Below are 21,490 nucleotides of genomic sequence, written 5' to 3'. Positions count from 1 at the left end.
ACCGCCAGGGCCGGAGCGCGCCGGCCCAGGCCGAGCCGGCGATGCCGCTGCGGGCGGCGGTGGCGCAGGCGCTGGGCCACCGCGGCTATCGCCTGTTGACCCTCGGCTTCTTCACCTGCGGCTTCCAGCTCGCCTTCATCGGCACGCATCTGCCGAACTACCTGCTGCTGTGCCACATGCCGGCGGGGCGCGGCGCCACCGCGCTGGCGCTGGTCGGGCTGTTCAACATGGTCGGCAGCTGGGGCTGCGGCTGGCTCGGCGGGCGGTTCCGCCAGCAGCAGGTGCTGGGCTGGCTGTACCTGATCCGCGGCGCCGCCATCGCTGCCTTCTTCCTGGCGCCAAAAAGTGAAGCCTCGGTCGTGGTTTTCGCCGCGGTGATGGGGCTGACCTGGCTGGGCACCGTGCCGCTGACCAGCGGGCTGGTGGCCAAGGTGTTCGGCACGCGCCATCTCGGCACGCTGTTCGGCGTCTGCTTCCTCAGCCACCAGATCGGCTCGTTCCTCGGCGCCTGGGCCGGCGGCTTCGTGTTCGACGTCACCGGCTCCTATTCCCTGGTCTGGATCGCCACCGCGATCGCCGGGCTGGTGGCGGCGCTGCTGCATTTCCCGATCGACGACAGGCCGGCAGTCGTCGCTGTTTCGGTGCGCCCGGCGGCTTAGGTCGTCCGCCGCAGCCCTTGTGCCTCGCGTCGAATCGCGGCTCGATGAAGCCTTGCAGTCGATCCTGATGGATGAGGTGTTGTGGCCGCTATGAAGACCGAGCCCCGATTCGCTATCGACGCCCCGGACGGTGGGACGGAGGCGGCCGGCGCGCTCGCGCGCATCCGCGATCACCTGAAGGCGAAGGGCGTCGATGTCCTGGTCGACATGATCGTCGATCTGGCCGGCGATGATCCGGCGCTGTTCCGCCGGCTGGATGTGGCCGCGGCCGCTGCGCAGGGCGACGACGAGACGGTCGAGGCCCGCCTGAGTCAAGCGATCGATATCGCGACCGATAGCGAGGTCTATATCGGGTACCGGGAAGCCCCAGACTGGGCCGCCGGCGTGGACGCGGCGCTCGACGCCGTCGCCGATCTCGTGCCGTCGGGACGCGCCGGCATCGCGCTCAGGCTCGTTGAACGGGTCGTCGACCGGATCGAAGAGACCTTCGAGACCCTAGACGATTCCCACGGTCACCGTGACGCATTGCTGCATCGCGTGGCCGACATCCATCTCGCGGCCGCCCAGGCGGCGCGGCCCGAGCCGGTCCAGCTGGCGCGCGATCTCTTCGCCCGCGAGATGGAGAGCGAGTTCGATACGTTCGCCGACGCGGCTCGGCGCTATGCCGACCTGCTCGGCGAAACCGGCTTGGGCGAATATCGCCGATTGGCGTCGGAGGCGTGGGAGAGGCTGCCCCCGCGGCAGGGTGCGCGACAGCAGGAAAGCCAATTCTCCGGCGATTACCACCGGCTGAAGGCCATCATCGATTTCTTCGCCGAGCGCGATGGCGACGTGGCGGCCCGCATCGCCCTGCGCGCCAAGGATCTGTCGTCGACATGGGCTTATCTGCAACTCGCCCAATTCTGCCTCTCGCAAGACCTCGCAGACGACGCTCTCCGCCACGCCGAAGAAGGCCTCTGGCTGTTCGAAGACGACCGCCCCGACGAGCGGCTCGTTTCCCTGGCCGTCGACCTCCTCTCGAAAGCGGGCCGGAAAGGCGAGGCGGAGGAGCATCTGTGGCGGGCCTTCAGGAAGGCGCCGAGCCTCGAACTCTACGCGCGAATCCGCGAAATCGGAGGGGAGGAGGCCCGCGATCGGGTGCTGACATTCCTCGACACTCGGGGGGCGAGCGAGATGCGCACGCAGTGGCATTCGCCTGCCGATCTTCTCGTCCGCATTCTCATACGGGAGGAGATGTTCGACAGGGCTTGGGCGACCCTGCGCCGGCACGGAGCTTCGACCGGAGTGAAGGAGAAGCTTGCCCGCGCGAGCGAGGCGACGCATCCGCGCGAGGCGATCGAAGTCCATGCCGAACGTGTCGAGCAGCTCGCCGAGGGCGGCGGCAACCCGGCTTACGAGGAGGCGGCTCAGCTCGTCGCCCGCATGGCCGCGCTGCGAAGCGCGGCCGAGCAGGCGGCTTATGTTTCGGCGCTCAAGGTTCGCTTCCATCGCAAGCGGAACTTCATGAAGCTGCTGGGGTGAGGCGCCGCGCCGAGATCGAGGAGCAGAGCCGCTGAGGCGGTGATCGGTGGCCAAGCCGAGAGCGATTTCGATCGACGCCTCGCCGCGATCCGGGCTGCGCACGAGACCAGTCGGAAGTTCATCGAGCGGCTGGTCGTGCTCGGAGGCGAGGAGAGATTGGTTTGATGCCTGCGGCGCCGTTCCGGCGCGTATGGCGGATTACACCTACGGCCCAAGACTTTGACCCGTCATGGCGAGCCCCGAAGGGGCGTGGCGATCCCAGCGGCACCGGCCTCTGGATGGCCACGTCGCTGCGCTCCTCGCCATGACGGGGAAGGGGACGGAGGGCTGATCTCAGAAGCTGCGGGTATTAGAACTCCTCGTCCATCAGCGGCCGCTTTGTCTTCTTCGGCCCGGTCCACACCACGCCGGGAAAGCCCTTCAGCGGCCGCAGCTTCTCGCCCCGGTACGTCCATTCCCGCGCCTGCTCGATGGCGATATGGTACAGCGGCTCGCGGCCGGTGCGGGTCTCGAACAGGGCGCGCGGGATGTTCACCATCTGCGCCGCGTGCGGCCGCTCATACAGCACCGGCGTGCCGCAATGACGGCAGAAGCTGCGGGTGCGCCCGGTGTCCTCCTCGGTGAAGCGGGCGAGGGCGGCCTCGCCCTTGACGATGCGGACCCGGCTGCGCCAGCACCCGACATACGTGGCATAGGCGGCGCCATGCGCCAACCGGCTGTCCCTGGAGTGATCGTGCCAGGCCCAGCGCGCCGGAACCCCGATCTCGATCCGCACCCGGCCGCACAGGCAGCGCCCCTCCGCCACCTCCGCCGGTGTTTTCCGGACCTTTTCGACCGTCTTGCTCATTCTCGGCCTCGTCTGTTGCATCCCGGGGAGAATACAGGGCCTCACCTGTCACCGAGTGTCAGCTATTCCGGGTCACCGGACCATCGCACCGGCGTATCCTGGCGGTGTCGGGCTGCGTAATGACGGCATCCACCCCCTCATATCCGGATGGCGGCTTCATGGATTTCACCTCGGATCTCGACCGGCTCGGCCTCTTCGACACGCGCTACGCCGCCTTCCTGGAGACCGTGACGCATCTGCGCCCGCGGCTGCATCGCTATTGCGCGCGGATGACCGGCTCGGTGCTCGACGGCGAGGACGTGGTGCAGGAGGCGCTGTTCGACGCGTATCGCCGGCTGGACCGCTACGACGACAGTCGGCCGCTCGGCCCCTGGCTGTTCCGGATCGCGCACAACCGGTGCATCGACTTCCTGCGCCGACGCGGGGTGCGGCAGGATGCGGAGGCGGCTGCCGCCGAGCCGGACATCGTGCTGCCTGTCGATCCGCCGGGCCTTGGCCTGGGACGGGCGGTCGAGCGGCTGGTGCTGCATCTCCCGCCCAAGGAGCGGGCCTGCGTGCTGCTGAAGGATGTGTTCGACCATTCGCTCGAGGAGATTGCGGAGCTGGTCGATTCCACCGTCGGCGGCGTGAAGGCTGCGCTCAGCCGCGGCCGGGCCAAGCTGGCGGCGCTGCCGGAGACCCCCGTGCCGCCGCCGGCCGCAGTCCCAGGGATGGCGGAGCTGCTGCGCCTCTATGTCGAGCGGTTCAACCGGCAGGACTGGGACGGGGTTCGCGCCCTGACCAGCGCGGATGCGCGGCTGCGCGTGGCCTCCTGCTTCGCCGGTCGTCTGGCGGATTCGCCTTACTTCGTCGAGTACGAGCGCGGCTCCGTCCCGTGGCGCATGGCGCCGGGCGAGCTGGACGGAGAGCCGGTGGTGATCGTGCTGAATCGAGATGCCGCGGGGGAGTGGGAGCCGGCCTCGGTGGTCCGCATCGGCGCGACGGACGGGCGGATCGATCGCATCGCCGACTATTTCAAATGCCCGTGGCTGCTGCCGGCCGCAGCCTCCGTATCCTGCCGGCCGTGGCGGCCGTAATGGAAGCGCAACCACCGCCGGCCGTGGCCGGCCACAGCAGGAGAGCGCTTCGATGTCCCCTCGGATCGACTTCTATTTCGACCTCCTCAGCCCGTACTCCTATCTCGCCAGCACCGTCCTGCCGCGGCTGGCGGCGGAGCATGACGCGACGATCCGCTACCGGCCCTTCAGCCTGGTCGAGCTGATGCAGCGGGTCGGCAACCGCCCGACCACGCTCGAATGCCGCAACAAATTCGCCTATGCCATCGCCGATCTGCGGCGCTGGGCCCGCAGCTATGGCGTGGCCTTCGCCCCGACACCTCATTTCGAGAGCATCGATTTCGCCCTGCTGGACCGTGGCGCGCTGGTCGCGATCGACGAGGACAGGGGTGCCGACTATGTCGAGGCGGTCTATGCCGCGATATGGGCCGACGGCATCGATCTCGGCCGACGGCCGGATCTGGTCGCAGTGCTGGACCGGGCCGGCTGGGACGGCGCCAGTCTGCTGGAGCGCGCCGGATCCGAGGACTATGCCGGCAAGCTGGCGGCGAACATCGCCGAGGCGGCCGAGCGTGGCGTCTTCGGCTCGCCCACGATCTTCGTCGGCGACGAGATGTTCTTCGGCAATGACCGCTTCGATTTCGTTGCCGAGGCACTGCGGGCGGCCTGAGGCGACGACTCCCCGCCGCTGGCCGCTGCGCGGGTGACGGCTGCGCCCGCTCCCCCTATGGTCGGACCGTCACGACGGACGAACGAGCGGAAGCATGGCGAAGGCGGTCACGATCTACGGCATCAAGAACTGCGACACGATGAAGAAGGCACGGGCCTGGCTCGACCAGCGCGGCGTCGCCTATGACTTCCACGACTACAAGGCGGCGGGGATCGACCGCGCTACGCTCGAGGGCTGGGCGCGGCAGGCCGGCTGGGAGGTGCTGCTGAACCGCGCCGGCACCACCTTCCGCAAGCTGCCGGACGCCGCCCGCGAGGGGCTGAGCGAGGCCGGGGCGATCGCGCTGATGCTCGACCAGCCCTCGATGATCAAGCGGCCGGTGCTCGACATCGGCGGCAAACTGCTGGTGGGCTTCAAGCCGGAGCAATACCAGGCTGCATTCGGCTAGGGCCCGCCGATCCGGCCTCCGGACGCGTTCACCCGCGCGGCCACAAGCTCGATGAAGGCCCGGACCAGGGGCGAGAGGTGCTGGCCGCTCGGATAGACGGCGTGAAGGCCGCTGGCCGGCATCTCGTGCTCGGGCAGGACGCGGCGCAGCCGGCCGTCCGCGACCGCGGTCCGGGCAATGCCGAACGGCAGCTGGGCGATGCCGTAGCCGGCGACCGCGCCGGCGAACACCGCCTGCATCTCGTTCGCGGCGAAGCGCCCCGACACCGCGACCGTCTCGCGGCCCTCCGGCCCCTCCAGCACCCAGGCGGCGCCCGCGGCCGACGGGCCGGCGATGACGCAGTCATGGCGGGCGAGATCCGCCGGCATCGCCGGCACGCCGCAGCGTTCGAGATAGTCCGGGCTGGCGCACAGGATCCGGTGGGTCGAGCCGAGCCTGCGGGCGATCAGCGTGGAATCCGGCAGCACCCCGGTCCGAAAGGCGAGATCGATGCCGTTCTCGACCAGGTTCAGCCTGTCGTCGGTGAGGCGCAGCTCGACCCTGGTCTTCGGATGAGCGGCCAGGAAGTCGAACACCGTGGCGGTCAGGAAGTGAGCGCCAAAGCCGACCGGCGCCGAGATCCGGATCGTCCCCGAGGGCTCCGTGCGCGCTTCCGCCAGCCGCAGATTCGCTTCATCGATCAGCCGCAGCGCCCGGCTGCCCTGCTCGTAATAGAGCCGCCCGGCATCCGTCAGGCTGAGGCTGCGCGTCGTCCGCTGCAGCAGCCGCACCCCGACCTCGCGCTCGAGCGCAGCGATGCGGCGGCTGACCGTGGTCTTGGGCATGCCGAGCAGACGTGCGGCGGCGGTGAAGCTGCCGGCCTCGACCACGCGGGCGAAGACCTGGACGTCGTTGAGATCGAGCATTGTATGTGAGGATGGGACAGCGTTTCCCGATTATCCTTCATTATGGACCGATAGGGGAGGCCCCAATTCTGCTCCGTTGGGAAACGAAGGAGCCAACCCATGAGCACCAAGCGACATGTCCTGGTCACCGGCGCGACCGGCCAGCAGGGAGGCGCGGTTGCCGCCGCATTGCTGGCCCGGGGCCATCGCGTCACGGCGCTGACCCGCAAGCCGGCCAGCGAAGCCGCGCGGCGGCTGGCCTCGGCCGGCGCCGAGATCCGGGCCGGCGATCTCGGCGACGCCGCCTCGGTGCGGCAGGCTGCCCAGGGCGTCGACACGATGTTCCTGATGGGCAACAGCTACGAGGCCGGGCCGGAGGAGGAGACCCGCCAGGGCATCATCGCCGCCGATGCGGCCAAGGCGGCCGGAATCGGGCATCTGATCTATTCGTCGGTCGGCAACGCGGACAAGAACACCGGCATCCCGCATTTCGAGAGCAAGGTTCGGGTCGAGCGGCATATCGCCGGGCTCGGCATCCCGTACACCGTCAGCGCGCCGGTCGGCTTCATGGAGAACGCCGTCGCGCCCTGGGGGATCGCCGGGCTGCGCCAGGGGGTGCACGCCTTCGCCATGTCGCCCAAACGCGCCCTCCAGCTGGTGGCCGTGGCCGATATCGGCACCTTCGCCGCTGTCCTGGCGGAGCGGCGCGAGCAGGTGTTCGGCCGGCGCATCGACATCGCCGGGGACGAGCTGACGGGCGAGGACCAGGCGACGATCCTGTCGCAGGCCATCGGCCGCCCGATCGCCTATCAGGCGCTCCCGATCGCCGCGATGCGCGAGCAGAGCGAAGATCTGGCGCTGATGTTCGAATGGTTCGACCGGGCCGGCTATTCCGCCGATATCGCGGCGCTGCGGCGGGATTTCCCCGAGGTCGGCTGGCACAGCTTCGCCGACTGGGCGCGCGGGTTCGACTGGAGCGTGCTCGACCGGGCGTCGTAGACGCTCATCGCCATCGCGAGCCACGCAGCGGCGTGACGGCCTGAGCCGCGGGTGACAGCGCCGCGGCTCAGCCGGCCTTCCACTTGATCGAGCAGCCCATCGACGGCACCTGGTCGGCGGGGGCCTGGCCGGTCTCGGCGATCCGGATCATCGCCTCGACCAGCTCGCGCCGCGCATGCGGCGGGAGCGGGCCGGTGCGGCCTTCGTCCAGCCGGCCGCGATATTTCAGCTGCCGGCGCCCGTCATAACCGAAGAAGTCCGGGGTGCAGACCGCGCCATAGGCCCGGGCCACGGACTGGTCCTCGTCGTGCAGATAGGGGAAGGGCAGGTCGTGCGCCTCGTCGAAGGCCTTCATCTGCTCGAAGCCGTCCTCCGGATAGGCGGCGGCATCGTTCGAGCAGATCGCGGCGAAGCCGATGCCCTCGGCCAGCAGCGACATGGCGTCGTCCACCAAGCGGTCGATCACCGCCTTCACATAGGGGCAGTGGTTGCAGATGAAGACGATCACCGTGCCGCGCGGCCCGGCGACGTCGTCCAGCGAATAGGTCCGGCCGTCGGTGCCGGGCAGGCTGAAGCCGGGGGCCGGCAGGTCGAGGGCAAGGGGCGGGGGCGTGGTGGCCATGGCGCGTCCTTCGCTTCGAGGTCCGTGTCCTCAGTCTACCCGCAACCCGGCCTTCGGCGCCAAGCGGAGATCCAACTGGTCCCAGTGCCGGTCCTGGACGTCGCGGTCCTTGCCCTCACAGATCCGGGCCTCACGCAGGTTCGGGGTCAGCTGGTGTCGCTGGTTCGGAGGGCAAGCCGGCGCGGCTCAGGCCGTCGAGATAGCGGCGCAGCAGATCCGGCTCGAAATAATGCAGGGCGTCGGCCACGGTCGAGACGGCGATCCCGGGCCGGGAGGCCGTGAACTGCGCCAGCGCCGCACGGGCAGGCTCGATCTGCCCGGCATGGGCCAGGAAGGCGGCGAGGTCGCGGAACATCCAGGTCGCCGCCGGCTTCTGATGCAGCGCCTTGCGGGTCCAGCCGACCGCTTCGTCGGGGCGGCCCTCGGCGAAGGCGGCCAGGCCCAGGCCGATGAAGCAGTTGAAGCTGAACGGGTCGAGCGGGCTGAGGCGCATCGCCCGTTCGAAGCAGGGCCGCCCCGCGGCGGGATTGCCGCGATAGACGTGCAGGAAACCGCGGCGGGTCCAGGCCCAGGCATGGTTCGGGTCCAGCGCCAGCGCCCGATCGACGAACTGCTCGGCCCGGCCGATGTCGCCGAACAGCAACATCGTCGCCGTGGCCAGGGCGCTCAGCGCCGTCGCGTCGTCCTGGGACCCCTCCGAAGCCTGCTTGATCAGGAGATCGCCGGCGGCCCGTTCGGCCGCATAATCCGCGGCCCAGTTGTAGGTGACCTGCTGGCCATGCGCCCAGGCGGCCAGTGCGGCGGCACGGCTGTACTCCGGATCGAGCCGCAGCGCCTCCCGCAGCAGCCGGATCGCCTCGGCATTCTCCGGCTTCCGATGCGCCCAGAGATGCGGCAGGGACCGCAGCATCAGATCGTAGGCCGCCAGGCTGTCGGGCCGCTTGCTCAGCGCCAGCGCGATCTCCGCCGCCCGGATCGAAGGGTGCAGCGCGCCGGCGACGCCCTCGGCGATTCGGTCCTGCAGGTCGAAAATCTCCTCGACCGTGCCGTCGAAGCGCCCGGACCACAGATGCAGCGCACTGGCGGCATCGATCAACTGGGCCGTGATCCGCACCCGGTTTCCCGATTTCCGCACGCTGCCTTCCAGCAGGTAGCGGACCTCGAGCGTCCGCGCAATTTCGCGAGGATCGGCAGGCCGTCCCGTGGCTCGATACGCCTCGGCCGAATGGCGGGCGATCACGGTGAAGTCGCGGATGCGGGAGAGCGTGGCCGTGATCTCTTCCACGGCGCCGTTGGCCAGGACGGAAGCCGCGGGATCGTCCGACAGATTGTCGAACGGCAGGACGACGATCGACGGCAGCTCATCCTCGTCGTCCTCCGCCGCTGCGTCTGCCGTGGCCCGCTCGATCTCTGTCCCGGGAGGCGCCCAGATCCACACCTCCATCGGTTCTTCCATGTCTTTCAGCGTTTTCATGATCCGGACGAACGGCGCCGACAATGACTTGCCCAACTGCCAGCGCACGGAATGGGTGATGGCGATCCCGCCCGGCGGTGCCGCCTGCTGCAGGCGGACGACGAAGGCGACGGCCGCGCCGAAGCGATCCTCACCTTCGATGAAGACGTCGGCGAGTGCGATGCCGGCGCGCACCAGGATCGGCCGCTGCGGTCGCCGCGCGGTGCGGACCGCCATCGCCTCCTGGAACTCGACCGTCCAGCACACGGCGTCCTCGATGTTCGGGAACTCGATCAGAACACCGTCGCCCATGGACTTGAATACATGACCATGCCGGGCCCGCAGTGTCGCGCCCAGAAGTTCACGGCGGATCGACGCCAGCGCCGCCAGCGTGGCGCGCTCATTCTCCTGCACCAACCGTGTGAAGCCGGCGACGTCGAGCGAGACGATGACGGTCAGCCGGCGCTGGGGAGTCATGAGCGGGGGTCTCCAGCAGCTGTGTCAGCTTGATATGTGCCTACCGATCTCGCAACGCCGGAGAGCCGGTCCGACGCTGCAGTGCACTCATCCAATAGTCGTAGTCGTGACCGGCGCCGGTCACATATGCCAGCCATGCTTCGGCTCGGCCGTCAGCGGGTCGTAATGCTGGTCGACCAGGTCGATCAGCGCGCGGACGGTGAACACGGAGGCCAAGTCGTCGCGCGGGAGATCGACGCCGAGCGCCTGCTCGATGTCCCAGGCCAGCCGCGTGACGTCGGCGGGGGCGAGGCCGAGATCCTCCAGCAGCCGGTCGTCCGGCGTGACGGTGCGGCCCGCCGGCGCCGCGGTGCCCAGCACCCGCAGCACCTCGGCCTCGGCCCGGTCGCGCCCGCTCATGACGCCGGCTCCAGCGACCCCAGCAGGGTCGGCAGCAGCTCGGACACCGTGGGGTGGATCGGCATCGACCGCTGCAGCACATCGTAGGGCGCCTTGGCGTACATCAGGTCCAAGAGGCCGTGCACCACCTCGTCGCCGCCGGTGCCGAGGATGGCCGCGCCCAGGATCTGCCGGGTCTCGGCGTCGACCACGACTTTCATGAAGCCATCGGTCTCACCCTTCTCGACGGCGCGGCCGACCCGGGTCATCGGCCGTTTGGCGACCAGGATGCGGCGGCCGGAGCGGCGCGCCTCCGCCTCGGTCATGCCGGCGCGGCCGAGCGGCGGGTCCGTGTAGAGGGCGTAGGCGGTGATCCGGTCGCTGACGCGGCGCTTGTCGCCGTCCAGCAGGTTGGCGGCGACGATCTCGAAGTCGTTGTAGGCGGTGTGGGTGAAAGCGCCGCGGCCATTGCAGTCGCCCAGCGCCCAGATCCCCGGCACGTTGGTCTGCAGCGTGTCGTCGACGGTGATGTAGCCCTTCTCATCGGTGGCCACGCCGGCGGCCTCCAGCCCCAGATCGTGGGTGTTCGGCCGGCGCCCGACCGCCAGCAGCAGGTGCGACCCGGTGACCACCGGCGCGCCGGCGGTGCAGTCGACCGTCACCGCCACGCCGTCGCCCTGCCGCGCCACGCTCAGGCATGTGGCGTTGGTGCGGATGGCGACGCCCTCCTTCTCCAGGAAGCCGGCGACCGCATCGGAGACGTCCTCATCCTCGCGGCCGATCAGCCGGGGGCCCATCTCGATCACCGTCACCTGGGAGCCGAAGCGGCGGAACATCTGGCCGAACTCCAGCCCGATATAGGAGCCGCCGACGATCACCAGATGCTCCGGCAGCGTGTCGAGATCCATCATCGTGCTGTTGGTCAGGTACGGCACATCCTTGATCCCCGGCATCGGCGGCACCGTGGCCCGGCCGCCGACATTCAGGAAGATCCGTTCGGCAGTCAGGGTCTCGTCGCCGACCTGGACGCTGCGCGGCCCGGTCAGCCGGGCATGGCCCTGGATCACGGTGCAGTTCGCCATCCCGCGCACCCAGCCCTCGACCCCGACCCGCGACTGGCCGGAGACGGCGTCCTTGCGCGCCTTGACCTGCTTCATGTCGACCCGCGGCGGGCCGGGCAGGACGACGCCGAATTCGGCGGCGCGCTGCGCCATCCGGGCGGCATAGGCGCTGGCGACCATGGTCTTGGTCGGGATGCAGCCGGTGTTGACGCAGGTGCCGCCGAAGCGCGCGCGCTCGACCACCGCGACGCGCTGCCCGGCCCGGCTCAGCCGGTCCGCCAGCGCCGGTCCGGCCTGGCCCGTGCCGATGATGATGGCGTCATAGCTGGTCATCGCCGCCTCCCTGTTGCCGGGGAGAAGGATAGCGCATCCGGCGGCCGGTGACCGGTCTCGCTTCGTCGGGTCCCGATTGAATTTTTACGACGAACCGTGGCGTTTCGCTATGATGTGCGGGTCCACGAGCGAAGGAGGCATTGCCATGGCCAAGGGTCAAGTGCGCAAGTCCAAGGAAGCCAAGAAGCCGAAGAAAAGCGCACCGGAAAAGCCGAAAGCCGGTGCGCCTTCTTCGGTTGGCCTGACGACCAAGAAGGCCTGACATCTGCGGAGAACCGGGGCCCGGGCAACCGGGCCCCGGCCGTGGGCTACTGATGGGCAGAATCCTGCTTGAGAGATCCAGGATGGATTTCGACGAAGCGATTCTGCGGTTCTGCGATCCCGTCCGCGGTCGGCACCAGGGGATCGTCTTCGCCAACGCCGCGCACGACGAACAGGGATTCCGACGCGCCCCGGGCGATCAAGGCATCTCGGACAGCCTCGGCACGGCGGAGCGAGAGTCTTAGATTGTCAGCAGCCGATCCCGTGCGATCAGCGTGCCCGATGAGGTCGACGCGATCGATACCCTTGAACCATCCGACTGGATCCGATGCATCCAGTATCTTTATGGTCTCGCGATTCAACTGAGCGCTGCCGGAATCGAAGAACACCAGCGAGTTGTCAACAATGGTGATGACTTCCCCGGGTTTCAGGTTCTGGTTGAAGGGATCGGGCTTATCGGCCTGTCCACAGCCGGAGAGCCCGGCGCAGATCAGTGCTATCGCAATTGAATGCCGCATTGTTTCCCCGCTGCGCGACAGTGAAAAGAGCCCGATACGGTGTCAATCGGCGGCGCCGGTCTCGGCCCGAGGAACCCGCCCGGTGCCAGTCGACCTATCGTGCTGGATCGGGGCAGATTTCAGGCGCGGTGTCGTGGATCAGGACCCAACGATTCTGTCGTTCGCGGACCCCATCGGCCGTGGGCACGAGTGGGTCCTGTTTCGCCGACCCCGCGAACCACAAGCAAGTCTTTGCGAACTCCATAGGCAATCAGCGCGTCGCGGACCGCTTCAGCCCGCCGTATCGATAGGCGTTGATTACCGGCCTGCGAACCGAATCGGTCCGTGTTGCCGGTGATCTCGATCGGGCCTGTTTTTCGACAGTGCAGCTCGGCGGCGGCCCCCCTCACAATTTGCTCCGATTCTCGATCCAGCCGAGCGCTTCCGGTCTCGAAGAACACCAGCCTATTGGCCTCTATAAACACATTAATGTCTTCGACCTGTAGATCCTGCTTTGCAGGATCAGGTCTGATATGATTTGAGCAACTGGCGAGCGCGATGCATGCCAGCGCAATTGCGGTCGAGTTCCACATCGGCTTCCCTCTGGGAAAGCCTGAAAGCGATCAGACCAGGTGTCAATCGCTGGCTTGCGGTCAGCCCCCGAGAAACCGCTCCAGCAGCCGGCGCGCCGCGGCGGTCGGCAGCAGGCGGCCGGCGGCGACCTCGGCTTCCAGCGCCGGCAGGGCCCTGGCCACCGAAGGATGGCCGCGCAGCGCGTCCAGCAGGCCGTCGCCGAGCTCGCGCCACAGCCAGGACCGGGCCTGCTCGGCGCGGCGTTCGGCCAGGGCGTCGCCCATCTGCGCGCGAAAAGACTCGATGGTGTCCCAGACAGTGTCGATGCCGCGATTCTCCAGCGCCGAGCATTGCAGCACCGGCGGGGTCCAGCCGCCGGTCCCGCGCAGCAGCGCCAAAGCGTGGCGATATTCGGCGGCGGCATGGTTGGCGGCGCCCTTCCGGTCGCCGTCGGCCTTGTTCACCACCAGGATGTCGGCGACCTCGACGATACCGCGCTTGATGCCCTGCAGCTCGTCGCCGGCGCCGGGCAGCAGCAGCAGCACGAAGACGTCGACCATCTGCGCCACCGCGGTCTCGGACTGGCCGACGCCGACGGTCTCGACGATCATCACGTCGTAGCCGGCGGCCTCGCACAGCAGCAGGGTCTCGCGGGTGCGCCGCGCAACCCCGCCCAAAGTGGAGCCGGCCGGGGAGGGGCGGATGAAGGCGGCGGGGTCGCGGGTCAGCAGCTCCATCCGCGTCTTGTCGCCCAGGATCGAGCCGCCGGAGCGCTGCGACGACGGGTCGACCGCCAGCACCGCGACGCGGTGGCCCCGGCCGGTCAGGTGCAGGCCGAAGGCCTCGATGAAGGTCGACTTGCCGACGCCGGGCGGGCCGGAGATGCCGATCCGCACGGCGCCGCCGGCGGCGGGGGCCAGAGCCTCCAGCAGCGCCTCGGCGCGCTCGCGGTGGTCGGCGCGGCGGGATTCGACCAGGGTGATGGCGCGGGCCAGGGCCCGGCGATCGCCGCCCCGGATCCGCGCCGCCATGCCCTCGACCGTCTCCGCCGTCACCCGCAATCCCTCGCATTGATTCTGCATCTGGAAGGCTAGGCGATTTGGCCGGGCATGCCTATTCGGAGGACGGCTCATCGAGGGCGCCGGTCCAGCGCAGGGTCAGCCAGAAGGCCAGCGCCCCGGAGGCGCCGAGAGCTCCGAACATACCCAGGAAGCGGAGGAAATCCAGCCAACCGACCAGGGTGGGGATGCCATCGACGCTGACGAGGACGCCATTGGCCCATGCCGTAGAGCCTGGCGAACGCCTGACCGGCCAGGTGAAGATACCGATCGGGATCACCCCTATGAGGAACCCCGTCGCGACGGCGAGGCCGGGCCATTGCCAGCGCTTCGCGCGATAGATAAGCGCGATCGGCAGGCCCAAGATGAGTGCATGGCCAAGCGCGAAAACGAATGCGACGGGCAACATCACGATCATCTGCACCGCTGCCGAAGAGATCGCGGCCGGCACCAATGCGCCGAGAAGAATGGCCGTGATCCAGGCAAACGGCATGGCCCCCTCCTGTTGTCGAGATCAGCCCGCGACCGGCTGCGGCTGCACCCGCCGCAATCCCAGCCGTGGCGGCAGGTCGGCGGGCTGCTTCAGGTCGCGGACCAGGCCGAGCCGCTCCAGCCCGCGCAGCAGCCACCAGCCGGGGTCGGCCTGGCCCGGCTCGACGCCGAGGCGGGCTGAGTCCGGGAAGGCATGGTGGTTGCCGTGCCAGGACTCGCCGAAGGTGACCAGGCTGCAGTAGCGGATGTTGAAGCCCTGCACCGCCACGCCCTCGACCCGCCAGCCCTGGTCGCCGTTACGATGGGCGAAGTGTCCGACCAGCCAGTGCCCGGTCAGCGACACCGCCACCCGCATCGGCACGCCCCAGACCAGCCAGGGCAGGCCGCCGATGCTCCAGAATAGGACGGCCCAGGGCAGCTGCTGCAACATCCAGCTGCGCTCCAGGATCCGGTAGAAGCGATCCTGCAGCACCCGCTGCTCCGGCGCGAAGCGGGGCGGGCGGTCGAGCACCAGCCGGCAATGCATCTGCCACCAGGCGTCGCGCAGCATCCCGGCGCGATGGGCGTGCAGGTCGTGGCATTCCGCCTGGCGCTGCGCCCAGTCGCGGGTGTCGTGAAGCCGCATCATACCGATCGGCCCGGCCATGCCGACCAGCGTGCCGAGAGTGACCAGCAGATGCTCCAGCCACAGCGGTGCCGCGAAGCTGCGATGGATCAGCAGTCGGTGCATGCCGACGGAATGGCCGGCGCAGATGGTGACGGCGGTGGTGGCGACGAACAGCCCCACCGCGCTCCAACTGGTGGCAAAGGGGGCGAGGCCGAGTGCCGCGGCGGTCATGCCGCCGGTCCACAGCGACCGGGCCGGCGCCCATTCCACCCGGCCGTGCACGGCGCTGCTGTCGGCATCGGCGATCATCCGGGTGGTGGAGACGCAGGCCATTGGATCCTCCAGCAGGGTTGCACCGTGCGCTGAGGTTCTGTATTTAGGTATTTACCTAACTGTATGGCGACCAATCTGTCAATGGTTAGTTAACTGCCTAAATACTGCGCCGGCCTGGCCGGCAGGATGACTCATGCAGCGTGTCTTCGAAGCCCTGGCCTCGGCCCCCCGCCGGAAGATCCTGGCCTATCTCGCCCATGCCGAGCTGAGCGCGGGCGAGATCGCATCGCGCTTCGAGATGTCGAAGCCGTCGATCTCGCAACATCTCAGCGTGCTCGAGGCCGCGGGGCTGATCGCCGGCGAGAAGCGCGGTCAGTACGTCTATTACCGGCTGCTGCAGGACAACCTGGCCAACACGCTGAACGGCTTTGTCCAGGAGGTCTGCCCGGTCAGCCGCCCGCTGAAGCGGGAAAGCGCGCGGCTGGCCAAGGCCAGGCAAGAAGGCTGAAACGGCGCCTCAGCCGGCCGCTCCGCCGATCTGCTCCGAGATGCGGGCGGCGGCGTCCTGAAGTGCCGCCAGGGCGTCCGCCGGGGAGATCGTGTTCCCCCGCTGCGGCAGGAAGGGCAGGGTCAGCGCGGCGACCGCCAGCCCCGAAGGGTCGAGCACCGGCGCGCTCATGTCGGTCAGGCCCGGTGCCGTCTCGCTCGGCGCCATGTCATGGCCCGCCGCGGCGATGCCCTCCAGCCGCGCCAGGATGTCTTCGACCGGCAGTTCGTCCCGCTGCGCCATGATCCGCACCATCTCACCGCGCCGCGGGTCGCGCTGGAAGGCGGTCAGGATGCGGGCGGAGACCAGGTGCATCGACAACGGGAAGACCGCACCGAGCTTCACGGTCCAGCCCATCGGCCGGTCCGGCTCGGCCTGGGCCAGGATCAGGAAATGTTCGCCGCTGGCCATGCTGAGATGGCAGGCCAGCCCGACCTGGGCGGCGAGGCCTTCCATGATCGGCAGCGCCGCCTGCTGCAGCCGGCGGGTCGGCGGATGCTGGGTGCCGAGCTGGAACAGCCGCAGCGTCAGCCGGTACTCGCCGGTCTTCGGGTCGCGGGCGACATAGCCGCGGCGCTCCAGCACGCCGAGCATGCGGAAGATCTCGCCGACCGACCGGCCGACCCGGGCCGCCAGGGACTTCTGGTTGATGCCGCCGGGCTCGGCCGCCAGCGCCTCCAGCAGGTCCAGCCCCTTCTCCAGCGCCGGGGCGCCCGGCTTGGCGCCGTCCCGGTCGTCGGCGTTGACATCCCATCTCGTATGGTTTTCCATATTTGAAATCATAACTGCATTAATAAAACTGGAACATCGCAAAGATGCCCGACGTCGGAGGAGCCGCCATGAAGATGCTGTCCCCGGCCGCGGTGGAGCATTACCGCACGCACGGCTATGTCGCGCCGATCCGGGTGATGCCGGCCGAAGAAGCGACGCAGATCCGCCGCCATCTCGAAGCGCATGAGGGCGTGCACGGGACGTTGAAGGKGCCGATGCGCCACAAGAGCCATCTGCTGTTCACCTGGCTGGACCGGCTGATCCGCCACCCCGCCATCCTCGACGCGGTCGAGGATATCATCGGCCCGAACATCCTGGTCTGGGGCTCGAGCTTCTTCATCAAGGAGCCGCGCGATCCCGGCTTCGTCTCCTGGCACCAGGATTCGACCTATTGGGGCCTCGACCCGGCCGACATCGTCACCGCCTGGGTGGCGCTGTCCGAGAGCACGGCCGAGAACGGCGCGATGCGGGTGATCCCGGACAGCCATCTGCTGGACCAGGTGCCGCATCGCGACACCTTCGCCGCCAACAACCTGCTGTCACGCGGCCAGGAGATCGCGGTCGAGGTCGACGAGGCGAAGGCGCGGATGCTCGAACTGCAGCCCGGCGAGATGTCGCTGCATCATGTCCGGCTGATCCACGGCTCGGACCCGAACCCGTCGGGCAAGCGCCGCATCGGCTTCGCCATCCGCTACCTGCCCACCCATGTGCGCCAGGTCGTCGGCACCCATGACGCCGCGACCCTGGTCCGCGGCGTCGACGAGTTCCACAATTTCGAGCCGGAGCAGCGGCCGGATTCCGACCTGTCCGAGGCCGCGCTGGCCTTCCACGCCCAGGTCACCGGCACCCACCAGCAGATCCTGATGCGCGGCACCGCCCGCCCGCCAGCCGCCTCGCGACTGGGTAAGGCCGGGTCGGCGGTCATCGTCACGACACCACGGCTTCGACCATCTCCGGGTCGCGGTTCGGCCGGTCCGGCGTGACCAGCTCGCCGCGCTCGGCTGCCTCCTGCTGCCGGCGCCACATCTCGGCATAGCGGCCGTCCTCGGCCAGCAGCTGGGCGTGGCTGCCGCGCTCGGCGATACGGCCGTCGGCCAGGACGATGATCTCGTCGGCGTCGATCACGGTCGACAGGCGGTGCGCGATCACCAGCGTGGTCTTGCCGCGGCTGACCTCGCGCAGATTGGCCTGGATCTCGCGCTCGGTGTTGGTGTCGAGCGCCGAGGTCGCCTCGTCGAACAGCAGGATTGCCGGGTCCTTCAGGATGGTGCGGGCGATCGCCACGCGCTGCTTCTCGCCGCCCGACAGCTTCAGCCCGCGCTCGCCGACCTTGGTCTCGTAGCCGTCGGGCAGGCGCAGCACGAAGTCATGGATGCGCGCCATCCGGGCGGCGGCCTCGACCTCCTCGTCGCTCGCCCCCGGCCGGCCATAGGCGATGTTGTAGCGGATGGTGTCGTTGAACAGCACCGTGTCCTGCGGGACGATGCCGATGGCGGCGCGCAGGCTGGATTGGGTGATGTCGCGGATGTCCTGGCCGTCGATCCGCACCGACCCGGCGGTGATGTCGTAGAAGCGGAACAGCAGGCGGCTGATGGTCGATTTGCCGGCCCCGGTCGGGCCGACGATGGCGACGGTGTGCCCGGCCGGCACGCTGAAGGTGACGCCCTTCAGGATCGTCCGGCGCGGGTCGTAGCCGAACTCGACATCGGTGAAGCTGACCGTGCCGCCCTGGACCTGGAGCGGCTGGGCGCCGGGCGCGTCCGTCACCTCCTGCGGCACGCCGAGCAGCGAGAACATCTTCTCGATGTCGACCAGCGCCTGCTTCACCTCGCGATAGACGAAGCCGAAGAAGTTCAGCGGCAGGTACAGCTGGATCAGATAGGTGTTGGCCAGCACGAAGTCGCCGACCGTCAGCCGGCCGTCGACGATGCCGGCCGCGGCCATCCACATCACCGCGGTCAGGCCGATGGCGATGATTGCGGCCTGGCCGATGTTCAGCAGCGACAGCGACACCTGGCTGCGCACCGCGGCCCGCTCGTAGCGGATCAGCGACGCCTCGTAGCGCCGCGCCTCATGGCCCTCGTTGCCGAAATACTTGACCGTCTCGAAGTTCAGCAGGCTGTCGATCGCCTTGGTGTTGGCCTCCTGGTCGGTCTCGTTCATCTGCCGGCGATATTTGGTCCGCCATTCCGTCACCCACAGGGTGAAGGCGAGGTAGAGGGCGACGGTGGCCAGCGTCACCAGCGCGAACCACAGGTCGAGGATCCACCACAGCACGGCGACGACGAACAGGATCTCGACCAGCGTCGGCAGGATGTTGAACAGCATGAAGCGCAGCAGCGTGTCGATCGCCGCATTGCCCCGCTCGATCGCCCGCGACAGGCCGCCGGTCTGGCGGTCCAGGTGGAAGCGCAGCGACAGGGCGTGCAGGTGCTGGAAGGTGGCCAGGCCGGTGCGGCGGATGGCGCGCTGGGCCACCTTGGCGAAGATCGCGTCGCGCAGCTCGCCGAAGGCCAGGCTCAGCACCCGGGCCGTGCCATAGGCCAGGATCATGCCGACCGGCAGGATCAGCGGCAGCCCACCCTTCACCGACAGGGCGTCGATCGCGCCCTTGTAGAAGATCGGGGTGTAGACGCTGGCGACCTTGGCCGCGATCAGCAGCACCACCGCCAGCACCACCCGCGCCCGCATCTCCAGCTGACCGACCGGCCAGAGATAGGGGGCGAGCGAGCGCAAGGGATGACGACCCTTGGCGGCGTCGAGGACGGAAGGGGGCGTGGCGGCGTTCATGGTGCGTACCCTAAGCGGGCGGCCCGCGGGCGGGAAGGGTAAAGCCGCTTCGCCGATCCCGATCCGCATCGGTAAAACTGTACGCATATGTTGCATCAAAACAACGCTGTGTGACTTTCACGATCGCTTCACGCCAAAAGGACTCCTCTGCGGCCCATACCGCGCTACGTATCTGAAGATTGCTGGAGATCCATTGATGCGACGCTTCGTTGTCCCGCTTTTGTCCCTGCTGCTCGGCGCGGCGGCTTTGCCGGCTGCGGCACAGGCCGGGTTGACGCCGGCGGCCGCGTCGCTCGATACCGCTTCCCTGTCCGACCCGCGCGCCGCCATCGAGGCGGTGATCGGCGACGGCGACACGATCACCGTCGGCGGCGTGGTGCTGAAGGCGCGCGAGGTGCGCGACCTCTATGCCGGCCGCGGCTGGTTCCCGCTGTGGATCGACATGGATGGGCGGCTCGATCCGCGCGTCGGGCCGGTCCTGGCGCGCCTGGCCAAGGCGCGCGACRAAGGTCTGGTCCCGGCCGACTATTATGTCGAGGCACTGGAGGAGTTGATCCGCTCCGCCGATGCCGACGACGTCGTCGCGACCGAGATTCTGCTCAGCGCCGCGGTGATGCGCTATGGCGTCGACGTGCATTCCGGCCGGCTGGTGCCGCGCGAGGTCGACCCGACCTTCGACATCACGCCGAAGCCGGTCGACCGGGCGGCCCTGGCCACCGCCGTGTCGATGCTGCCCGATCCCGACCGGTTCCTGGCCGATCTGGCGCCGAAGCATGCGCTATACCAGCAGCTGAAAGGCTCGTTGAGCGGCTTTGAGACGCTGGCCGAGGCCGGCTGGCCGACCATCCCGGCGGGCAACAGTGTGCGCCCGGGTGAGGAGAGCGACCGGGTGCCGGTGCTGCGCGCCCGCCTGGCCGCCACCGGCGAGCTGGTCGGCGATCCCGCGGACCGGAGCCACCTGTACGACCCGCAGCTGGTGGCCGCGGTCGAGCAGTTCCAGACCAAGCACGGGCTGAAGCCGGACGGCATCCTCGGCCGAGCCACCCTGGCCATGCTGAACCGGCAGGGGCCGGAGCGGATGAACCAGATCGTCGCCAGCATGGAGCGGCTGCGCTGGCTGCCGGACGACCTCGGCCCCGACTACCTGATGGTCAACATCGCCGGCTTCACCATGGACATCGTCGCCGACGGCCAGCTGGTGCGGACCATGGACGTCGTGGTCGGCCAGCCCAAGAACCAGACGCCGCTGTTCAACAGCGCGCTGACCTATCTCGAGTTCAACCCGACCTGGACCATACCGCCCTCGATCGCCGCCAAGGAGTACCTGCCGAAGCTGCGCAACAATCCGGGCTACCTCGCCAGCCGCAACTACCGGCTGTTCTCCGGCTGGGGCGGCGGCTCGCGCGAGATGGGCGCCGGTTACGTCGATTGGAACGGCGTCGGCGCCGGCACCATGCGGTCGCTGCGCATCCGGCAGGATCCGGGGCCGGGCAACGCCCTCGGCAAGGTCAAGTTCATGATGGCGAACAACTGGAGCGTCTATCTCCACGACACGCCGTCGAAGAGCTACTTCCAGCGCGCCAACCGCGCCCTGTCTCATGGCTGCGTGCGGCTGCAGGATCCGATCTGGCTGGCCGACTATCTGCTCGACGGATCGTCCGACTGGTCGCCGGCGCGGCGGGAGCGGGTGATGGGCAGCTGGACCCCGACGACTCGGATCAACCTGCCGGCTCCGATGCCGCTCTACCTCGTCTACCAGACCGCCTGGATCGATCGGAGCGGCGAGGTGGCGTTCCGCGACGACATCTACGGCATCGACGCCAAGGTCATCGCAGCGCTCCAGGCCCGTGAAACCCGGCGCGAACAACTCGCATCTTCACGCTGAAATCATCGTACGATTCTGACGTTGCTCCAAAGGGCGGCCGAATTTCGGTCGCCCTTTTTTATTTCATCTTGATGATCCTGAGTGGGGGTAAAGTATCTATTATGATTTTCTGGATCTATACTTGATCCTTCACCAAAAGTGCGACAGATCTACCACAATGTTGCCATTATGGCACAGAGTTTCTTTGTAGATCCGCGAAGAAACTGTTGATTCCCGCTTCGCYCTGCTTCACAAAGGACCGCATCGAACGGCCGGCGCCCAATACAGGCGTGTAAAGCGTCAGAAATGCCGGACGCGTAAAGAGTGATCGTTAGGAGCAGCGGGAACGA

The 21,490-nt window shown here is 68.5% G+C and carries 22 protein-coding genes; 9 read left to right on the top strand and 13 right to left on the bottom strand.

The annotated features are described in order from the left end of the window. Together AB4Z01_RS08735 and AB4Z01_RS08730 are read left to right on the top strand one after the other, a co-directional pair. A partial coding sequence (locus AB4Z01_RS08735; RefSeq protein ID WP_441692465.1) for an MFS transporter occupies positions 1 to 659 on the top strand: 659 nt, incomplete at its 5' end. A 90-nt stretch (positions 660 to 749) separates the two neighbouring features. Next, the gene (locus tag AB4Z01_RS08730; protein ID WP_441692463.1) at positions 750 to 2,180 is read left to right on the top strand and encodes a DUF6880 family protein; all 1,431 of its coding nucleotides are present in this window, start codon (positions 750 to 752) and stop codon (positions 2,178 to 2,180) included. Between the two features lie 349 nt (positions 2,181 to 2,529). Here AB4Z01_RS08730 and AB4Z01_RS08725 read toward each other — a convergent pair whose 3' ends face one another. Continuing rightward, positions 2,530 to 3,027, bottom strand: coding sequence for a GFA family protein (locus AB4Z01_RS08725; protein WP_441692462.1), 498 nt, complete (start codon positions 3,025 to 3,027; stop codon positions 2,530 to 2,532). A 158-nt stretch (positions 3,028 to 3,185) separates the two neighbouring features. On the opposite strand from AB4Z01_RS08725, the gene AB4Z01_RS08720 reads away from it, so the two are divergent. From AB4Z01_RS08720 to AB4Z01_RS08710, 3 genes are all read left to right on the top strand, one after another. Continuing rightward, positions 3,186 to 4,103: an RNA polymerase sigma factor gene (locus tag AB4Z01_RS08720; RefSeq protein ID WP_441692461.1), complete on the top strand. Its 918-nt coding sequence runs from the start codon at positions 3,186 to 3,188 to the stop codon at positions 4,101 to 4,103. A 52-nt stretch (positions 4,104 to 4,155) separates the two neighbouring features. Next, entirely contained in the window at positions 4,156 to 4,752 is a 597-nt protein-coding gene (locus AB4Z01_RS08715) for a 2-hydroxychromene-2-carboxylate isomerase (RefSeq protein WP_441692460.1), read from the top strand. Between the two features lie 94 nt (positions 4,753 to 4,846). After that, on the top strand, positions 4,847 to 5,200 hold the full coding sequence (locus AB4Z01_RS08710; RefSeq protein WP_441692458.1) for an ArsC family reductase: 354 nt from the start codon (positions 4,847 to 4,849) through the stop codon (positions 5,198 to 5,200). On the opposite strand, the gene AB4Z01_RS08705 is transcribed toward AB4Z01_RS08710, so the two are convergent. Continuing rightward, positions 5,197 to 6,105: a LysR family transcriptional regulator gene (locus AB4Z01_RS08705; RefSeq protein ID WP_441692457.1), complete on the bottom strand. Its 909-nt coding sequence runs from the start codon at positions 6,103 to 6,105 to the stop codon at positions 5,197 to 5,199. The genes AB4Z01_RS08710 and AB4Z01_RS08705 overlap by 4 nt on opposite strands. 99 nt (positions 6,106 to 6,204) lie before the next feature. On the opposite strand from AB4Z01_RS08705, the gene AB4Z01_RS08700 reads away from it, so the two are divergent. Next, positions 6,205 to 7,083: an NmrA/HSCARG family protein gene (locus tag AB4Z01_RS08700; protein WP_441692456.1), complete on the top strand. Its 879-nt coding sequence runs from the start codon at positions 6,205 to 6,207 to the stop codon at positions 7,081 to 7,083. 67 nt (positions 7,084 to 7,150) lie between these two features. Here the strand turns inward: AB4Z01_RS08700 and AB4Z01_RS08695 are convergent, their stop codons facing one another. The 9 genes from AB4Z01_RS08695 to AB4Z01_RS08655 form a co-directional block, all read right to left on the bottom strand. Beyond that, positions 7,151 to 7,705 (bottom strand): thioredoxin family protein, encoded by a 555-nt coding sequence (locus AB4Z01_RS08695; RefSeq protein ID WP_441692455.1) that lies wholly within the window; start codon positions 7,703 to 7,705, stop codon positions 7,151 to 7,153. Positions 7,706 to 7,835: 130 nt separating this feature from the next. Next, on the bottom strand, positions 7,836 to 9,635 hold the full coding sequence (locus AB4Z01_RS08690) for a hypothetical protein (RefSeq protein ID WP_441692454.1): 1,800 nt from the start codon (positions 9,633 to 9,635) through the stop codon (positions 7,836 to 7,838). A gap of 120 nt (positions 9,636 to 9,755) precedes the next feature. Then, positions 9,756 to 10,034, bottom strand: a complete 279-nt coding sequence (locus AB4Z01_RS08685) for an acyl carrier protein (RefSeq protein ID WP_441692453.1) — start codon at positions 10,032 to 10,034, stop codon at positions 9,756 to 9,758. Next, positions 10,031 to 11,407: an FAD-containing oxidoreductase gene (locus tag AB4Z01_RS08680; RefSeq protein ID WP_441692452.1), complete on the bottom strand. Its 1,377-nt coding sequence runs from the start codon at positions 11,405 to 11,407 to the stop codon at positions 10,031 to 10,033. The genes AB4Z01_RS08685 and AB4Z01_RS08680 overlap by 4 nt, the downstream gene beginning before the upstream one ends. A 308-nt stretch (positions 11,408 to 11,715) precedes the next feature. After that, complete coding sequence (locus tag AB4Z01_RS08675) at positions 11,716 to 12,186, bottom strand: OmpA family protein (RefSeq protein ID WP_441692451.1); 471 nt, start codon at positions 12,184 to 12,186, stop codon at positions 11,716 to 11,718. A 119-nt stretch (positions 12,187 to 12,305) separates the two neighbouring features. Then, complete coding sequence (locus tag AB4Z01_RS08670) at positions 12,306 to 12,758, bottom strand: OmpA family protein (protein WP_441692450.1); 453 nt, start codon at positions 12,756 to 12,758, stop codon at positions 12,306 to 12,308. Between the two features lie 60 nt (positions 12,759 to 12,818). Further along, positions 12,819 to 13,820, bottom strand: a complete 1,002-nt coding sequence (gene meaB / locus AB4Z01_RS08665; protein WP_441692449.1) for a methylmalonyl Co-A mutase-associated GTPase MeaB — start codon at positions 13,818 to 13,820, stop codon at positions 12,819 to 12,821. A gap of 31 nt (positions 13,821 to 13,851) precedes the next feature. Then, on the bottom strand, positions 13,852 to 14,289 hold the full coding sequence (locus AB4Z01_RS08660; protein ID WP_441692448.1) for a hypothetical protein: 438 nt from the start codon (positions 14,287 to 14,289) through the stop codon (positions 13,852 to 13,854). Between the two features lie 21 nt (positions 14,290 to 14,310). After that, entirely contained in the window at positions 14,311 to 15,228 is a 918-nt protein-coding gene (locus AB4Z01_RS08655) for a fatty acid desaturase (RefSeq protein ID WP_441692447.1), read from the bottom strand. A gap of 133 nt (positions 15,229 to 15,361) precedes the next feature. On the opposite strand from AB4Z01_RS08655, the gene AB4Z01_RS08650 reads away from it, so the two are divergent. After that, positions 15,362 to 15,676 (top strand): metalloregulator ArsR/SmtB family transcription factor, encoded by a 315-nt coding sequence (locus tag AB4Z01_RS08650; RefSeq protein ID WP_441692446.1) that lies wholly within the window; start codon positions 15,362 to 15,364, stop codon positions 15,674 to 15,676. 9 nt (positions 15,677 to 15,685) lie between these two features. Here the strand turns inward: AB4Z01_RS08650 and AB4Z01_RS08645 are convergent, their stop codons facing one another. After that, positions 15,686 to 16,486, bottom strand: coding sequence for an IclR family transcriptional regulator (locus AB4Z01_RS08645; protein WP_441692445.1), 801 nt, complete (start codon positions 16,484 to 16,486; stop codon positions 15,686 to 15,688). 68 nt (positions 16,487 to 16,554) lie between these two features. On the opposite strand from AB4Z01_RS08645, the gene AB4Z01_RS08640 reads away from it, so the two are divergent. Then, the gene (locus AB4Z01_RS08640; RefSeq protein ID WP_441692444.1) at positions 16,555 to 17,469 is read left to right on the top strand and encodes a phytanoyl-CoA dioxygenase family protein; all 915 of its coding nucleotides are present in this window, start codon (positions 16,555 to 16,557) and stop codon (positions 17,467 to 17,469) included. Here the strand turns inward: AB4Z01_RS08640 and AB4Z01_RS08635 are convergent. Next, entirely contained in the window at positions 17,414 to 19,276 is a 1,863-nt protein-coding gene (locus AB4Z01_RS08635; protein ID WP_441692443.1) for an ABCB family ABC transporter ATP-binding protein/permease, read from the bottom strand. The two genes, AB4Z01_RS08640 and AB4Z01_RS08635, sit on opposite strands and share 56 nt — an antisense overlap. A gap of 196 nt (positions 19,277 to 19,472) precedes the next feature. On the opposite strand from AB4Z01_RS08635, the gene AB4Z01_RS08630 reads away from it, so the two are divergent. Beyond that, positions 19,473 to 21,161: a L,D-transpeptidase family protein gene (locus AB4Z01_RS08630; RefSeq protein ID WP_441692442.1), complete on the top strand. Its 1,689-nt coding sequence runs from the start codon at positions 19,473 to 19,475 to the stop codon at positions 21,159 to 21,161. The last annotated feature ends 329 nt before the right edge of the window (positions 21,162 to 21,490 follow it).

It is taken from the genome of Inquilinus sp. YAF38, assembly GCF_052113205.1.
Lineage (GTDB): Bacteria > Pseudomonadota > Alphaproteobacteria > DSM-16000 > Inquilinaceae > Inquilinus.
Note: the sequence above shows the minus strand (reverse complement) of the source record. Positions and strands in the feature narration are given on the sequence as shown.

Excerpts from the sequence above, each read along its gene's own strand:
- meaB (WP_441692449.1), bottom strand. The coding sequence starts at position 13,820 with ATGCAGAATCAATGCGAGGGATTGCGGGTGACGGCGGAGACGGTCGAG.
- AB4Z01_RS08725 (WP_441692462.1), bottom strand. The coding sequence starts at position 3,027 with ATGAGCAAGACGGTCGAAAAGGTCCGGAAAACACCGGCGGAGGTGGCG.
- AB4Z01_RS08730 (WP_441692463.1), top strand. The coding sequence starts at position 750 with ATGAAGACCGAGCCCCGATTCGCTATCGACGCCCCGGACGGTGGGACG.
- AB4Z01_RS08645 (WP_441692445.1), bottom strand. The coding sequence starts at position 16,486 with ATGGAAAACCATACGAGATGGGATGTCAACGCCGACGACCGGGACGGC.
- AB4Z01_RS08635 (WP_441692443.1), bottom strand. The coding sequence starts at position 19,276 with ATGAACGCCGCCACGCCCCCTTCCGTCCTCGACGCCGCCAAGGGTCGT.
- AB4Z01_RS08705 (WP_441692457.1), bottom strand. The coding sequence starts at position 6,105 with ATGCTCGATCTCAACGACGTCCAGGTCTTCGCCCGCGTGGTCGAGGCC.
- AB4Z01_RS08650 (WP_441692446.1), top strand. The coding sequence starts at position 15,362 with ATGCAGCGTGTCTTCGAAGCCCTGGCCTCGGCCCCCCGCCGGAAGATC.
- AB4Z01_RS08670 (WP_441692450.1), bottom strand. The coding sequence starts at position 12,758 with ATGTGGAACTCGACCGCAATTGCGCTGGCATGCATCGCGCTCGCCAGT.
- AB4Z01_RS08655 (WP_441692447.1), bottom strand. The coding sequence starts at position 15,228 with ATGGCCTGCGTCTCCACCACCCGGATGATCGCCGATGCCGACAGCAGC.
- AB4Z01_RS08720 (WP_441692461.1), top strand. The coding sequence starts at position 3,186 with ATGGATTTCACCTCGGATCTCGACCGGCTCGGCCTCTTCGACACGCGC.
- AB4Z01_RS08695 (WP_441692455.1), bottom strand. The coding sequence starts at position 7,705 with ATGGCCACCACGCCCCCGCCCCTTGCCCTCGACCTGCCGGCCCCCGGC.
- AB4Z01_RS08680 (WP_441692452.1), bottom strand. The coding sequence starts at position 11,407 with ATGACCAGCTATGACGCCATCATCATCGGCACGGGCCAGGCCGGACCG.
- AB4Z01_RS08690 (WP_441692454.1), bottom strand. The coding sequence starts at position 9,635 with ATGACTCCCCAGCGCCGGCTGACCGTCATCGTCTCGCTCGACGTCGCC.
- AB4Z01_RS08675 (WP_441692451.1), bottom strand. The coding sequence starts at position 12,186 with ATGCGGCATTCAATTGCGATAGCACTGATCTGCGCCGGGCTCTCCGGC.
- AB4Z01_RS08660 (WP_441692448.1), bottom strand. The coding sequence starts at position 14,289 with ATGCCGTTTGCCTGGATCACGGCCATTCTTCTCGGCGCATTGGTGCCG.
- AB4Z01_RS08685 (WP_441692453.1), bottom strand. The coding sequence starts at position 10,034 with ATGAGCGGGCGCGACCGGGCCGAGGCCGAGGTGCTGCGGGTGCTGGGC.
- AB4Z01_RS08700 (WP_441692456.1), top strand. The coding sequence starts at position 6,205 with ATGAGCACCAAGCGACATGTCCTGGTCACCGGCGCGACCGGCCAGCAG.
- AB4Z01_RS08710 (WP_441692458.1), top strand. The coding sequence starts at position 4,847 with ATGGCGAAGGCGGTCACGATCTACGGCATCAAGAACTGCGACACGATG.
- AB4Z01_RS08715 (WP_441692460.1), top strand. The coding sequence starts at position 4,156 with ATGTCCCCTCGGATCGACTTCTATTTCGACCTCCTCAGCCCGTACTCC.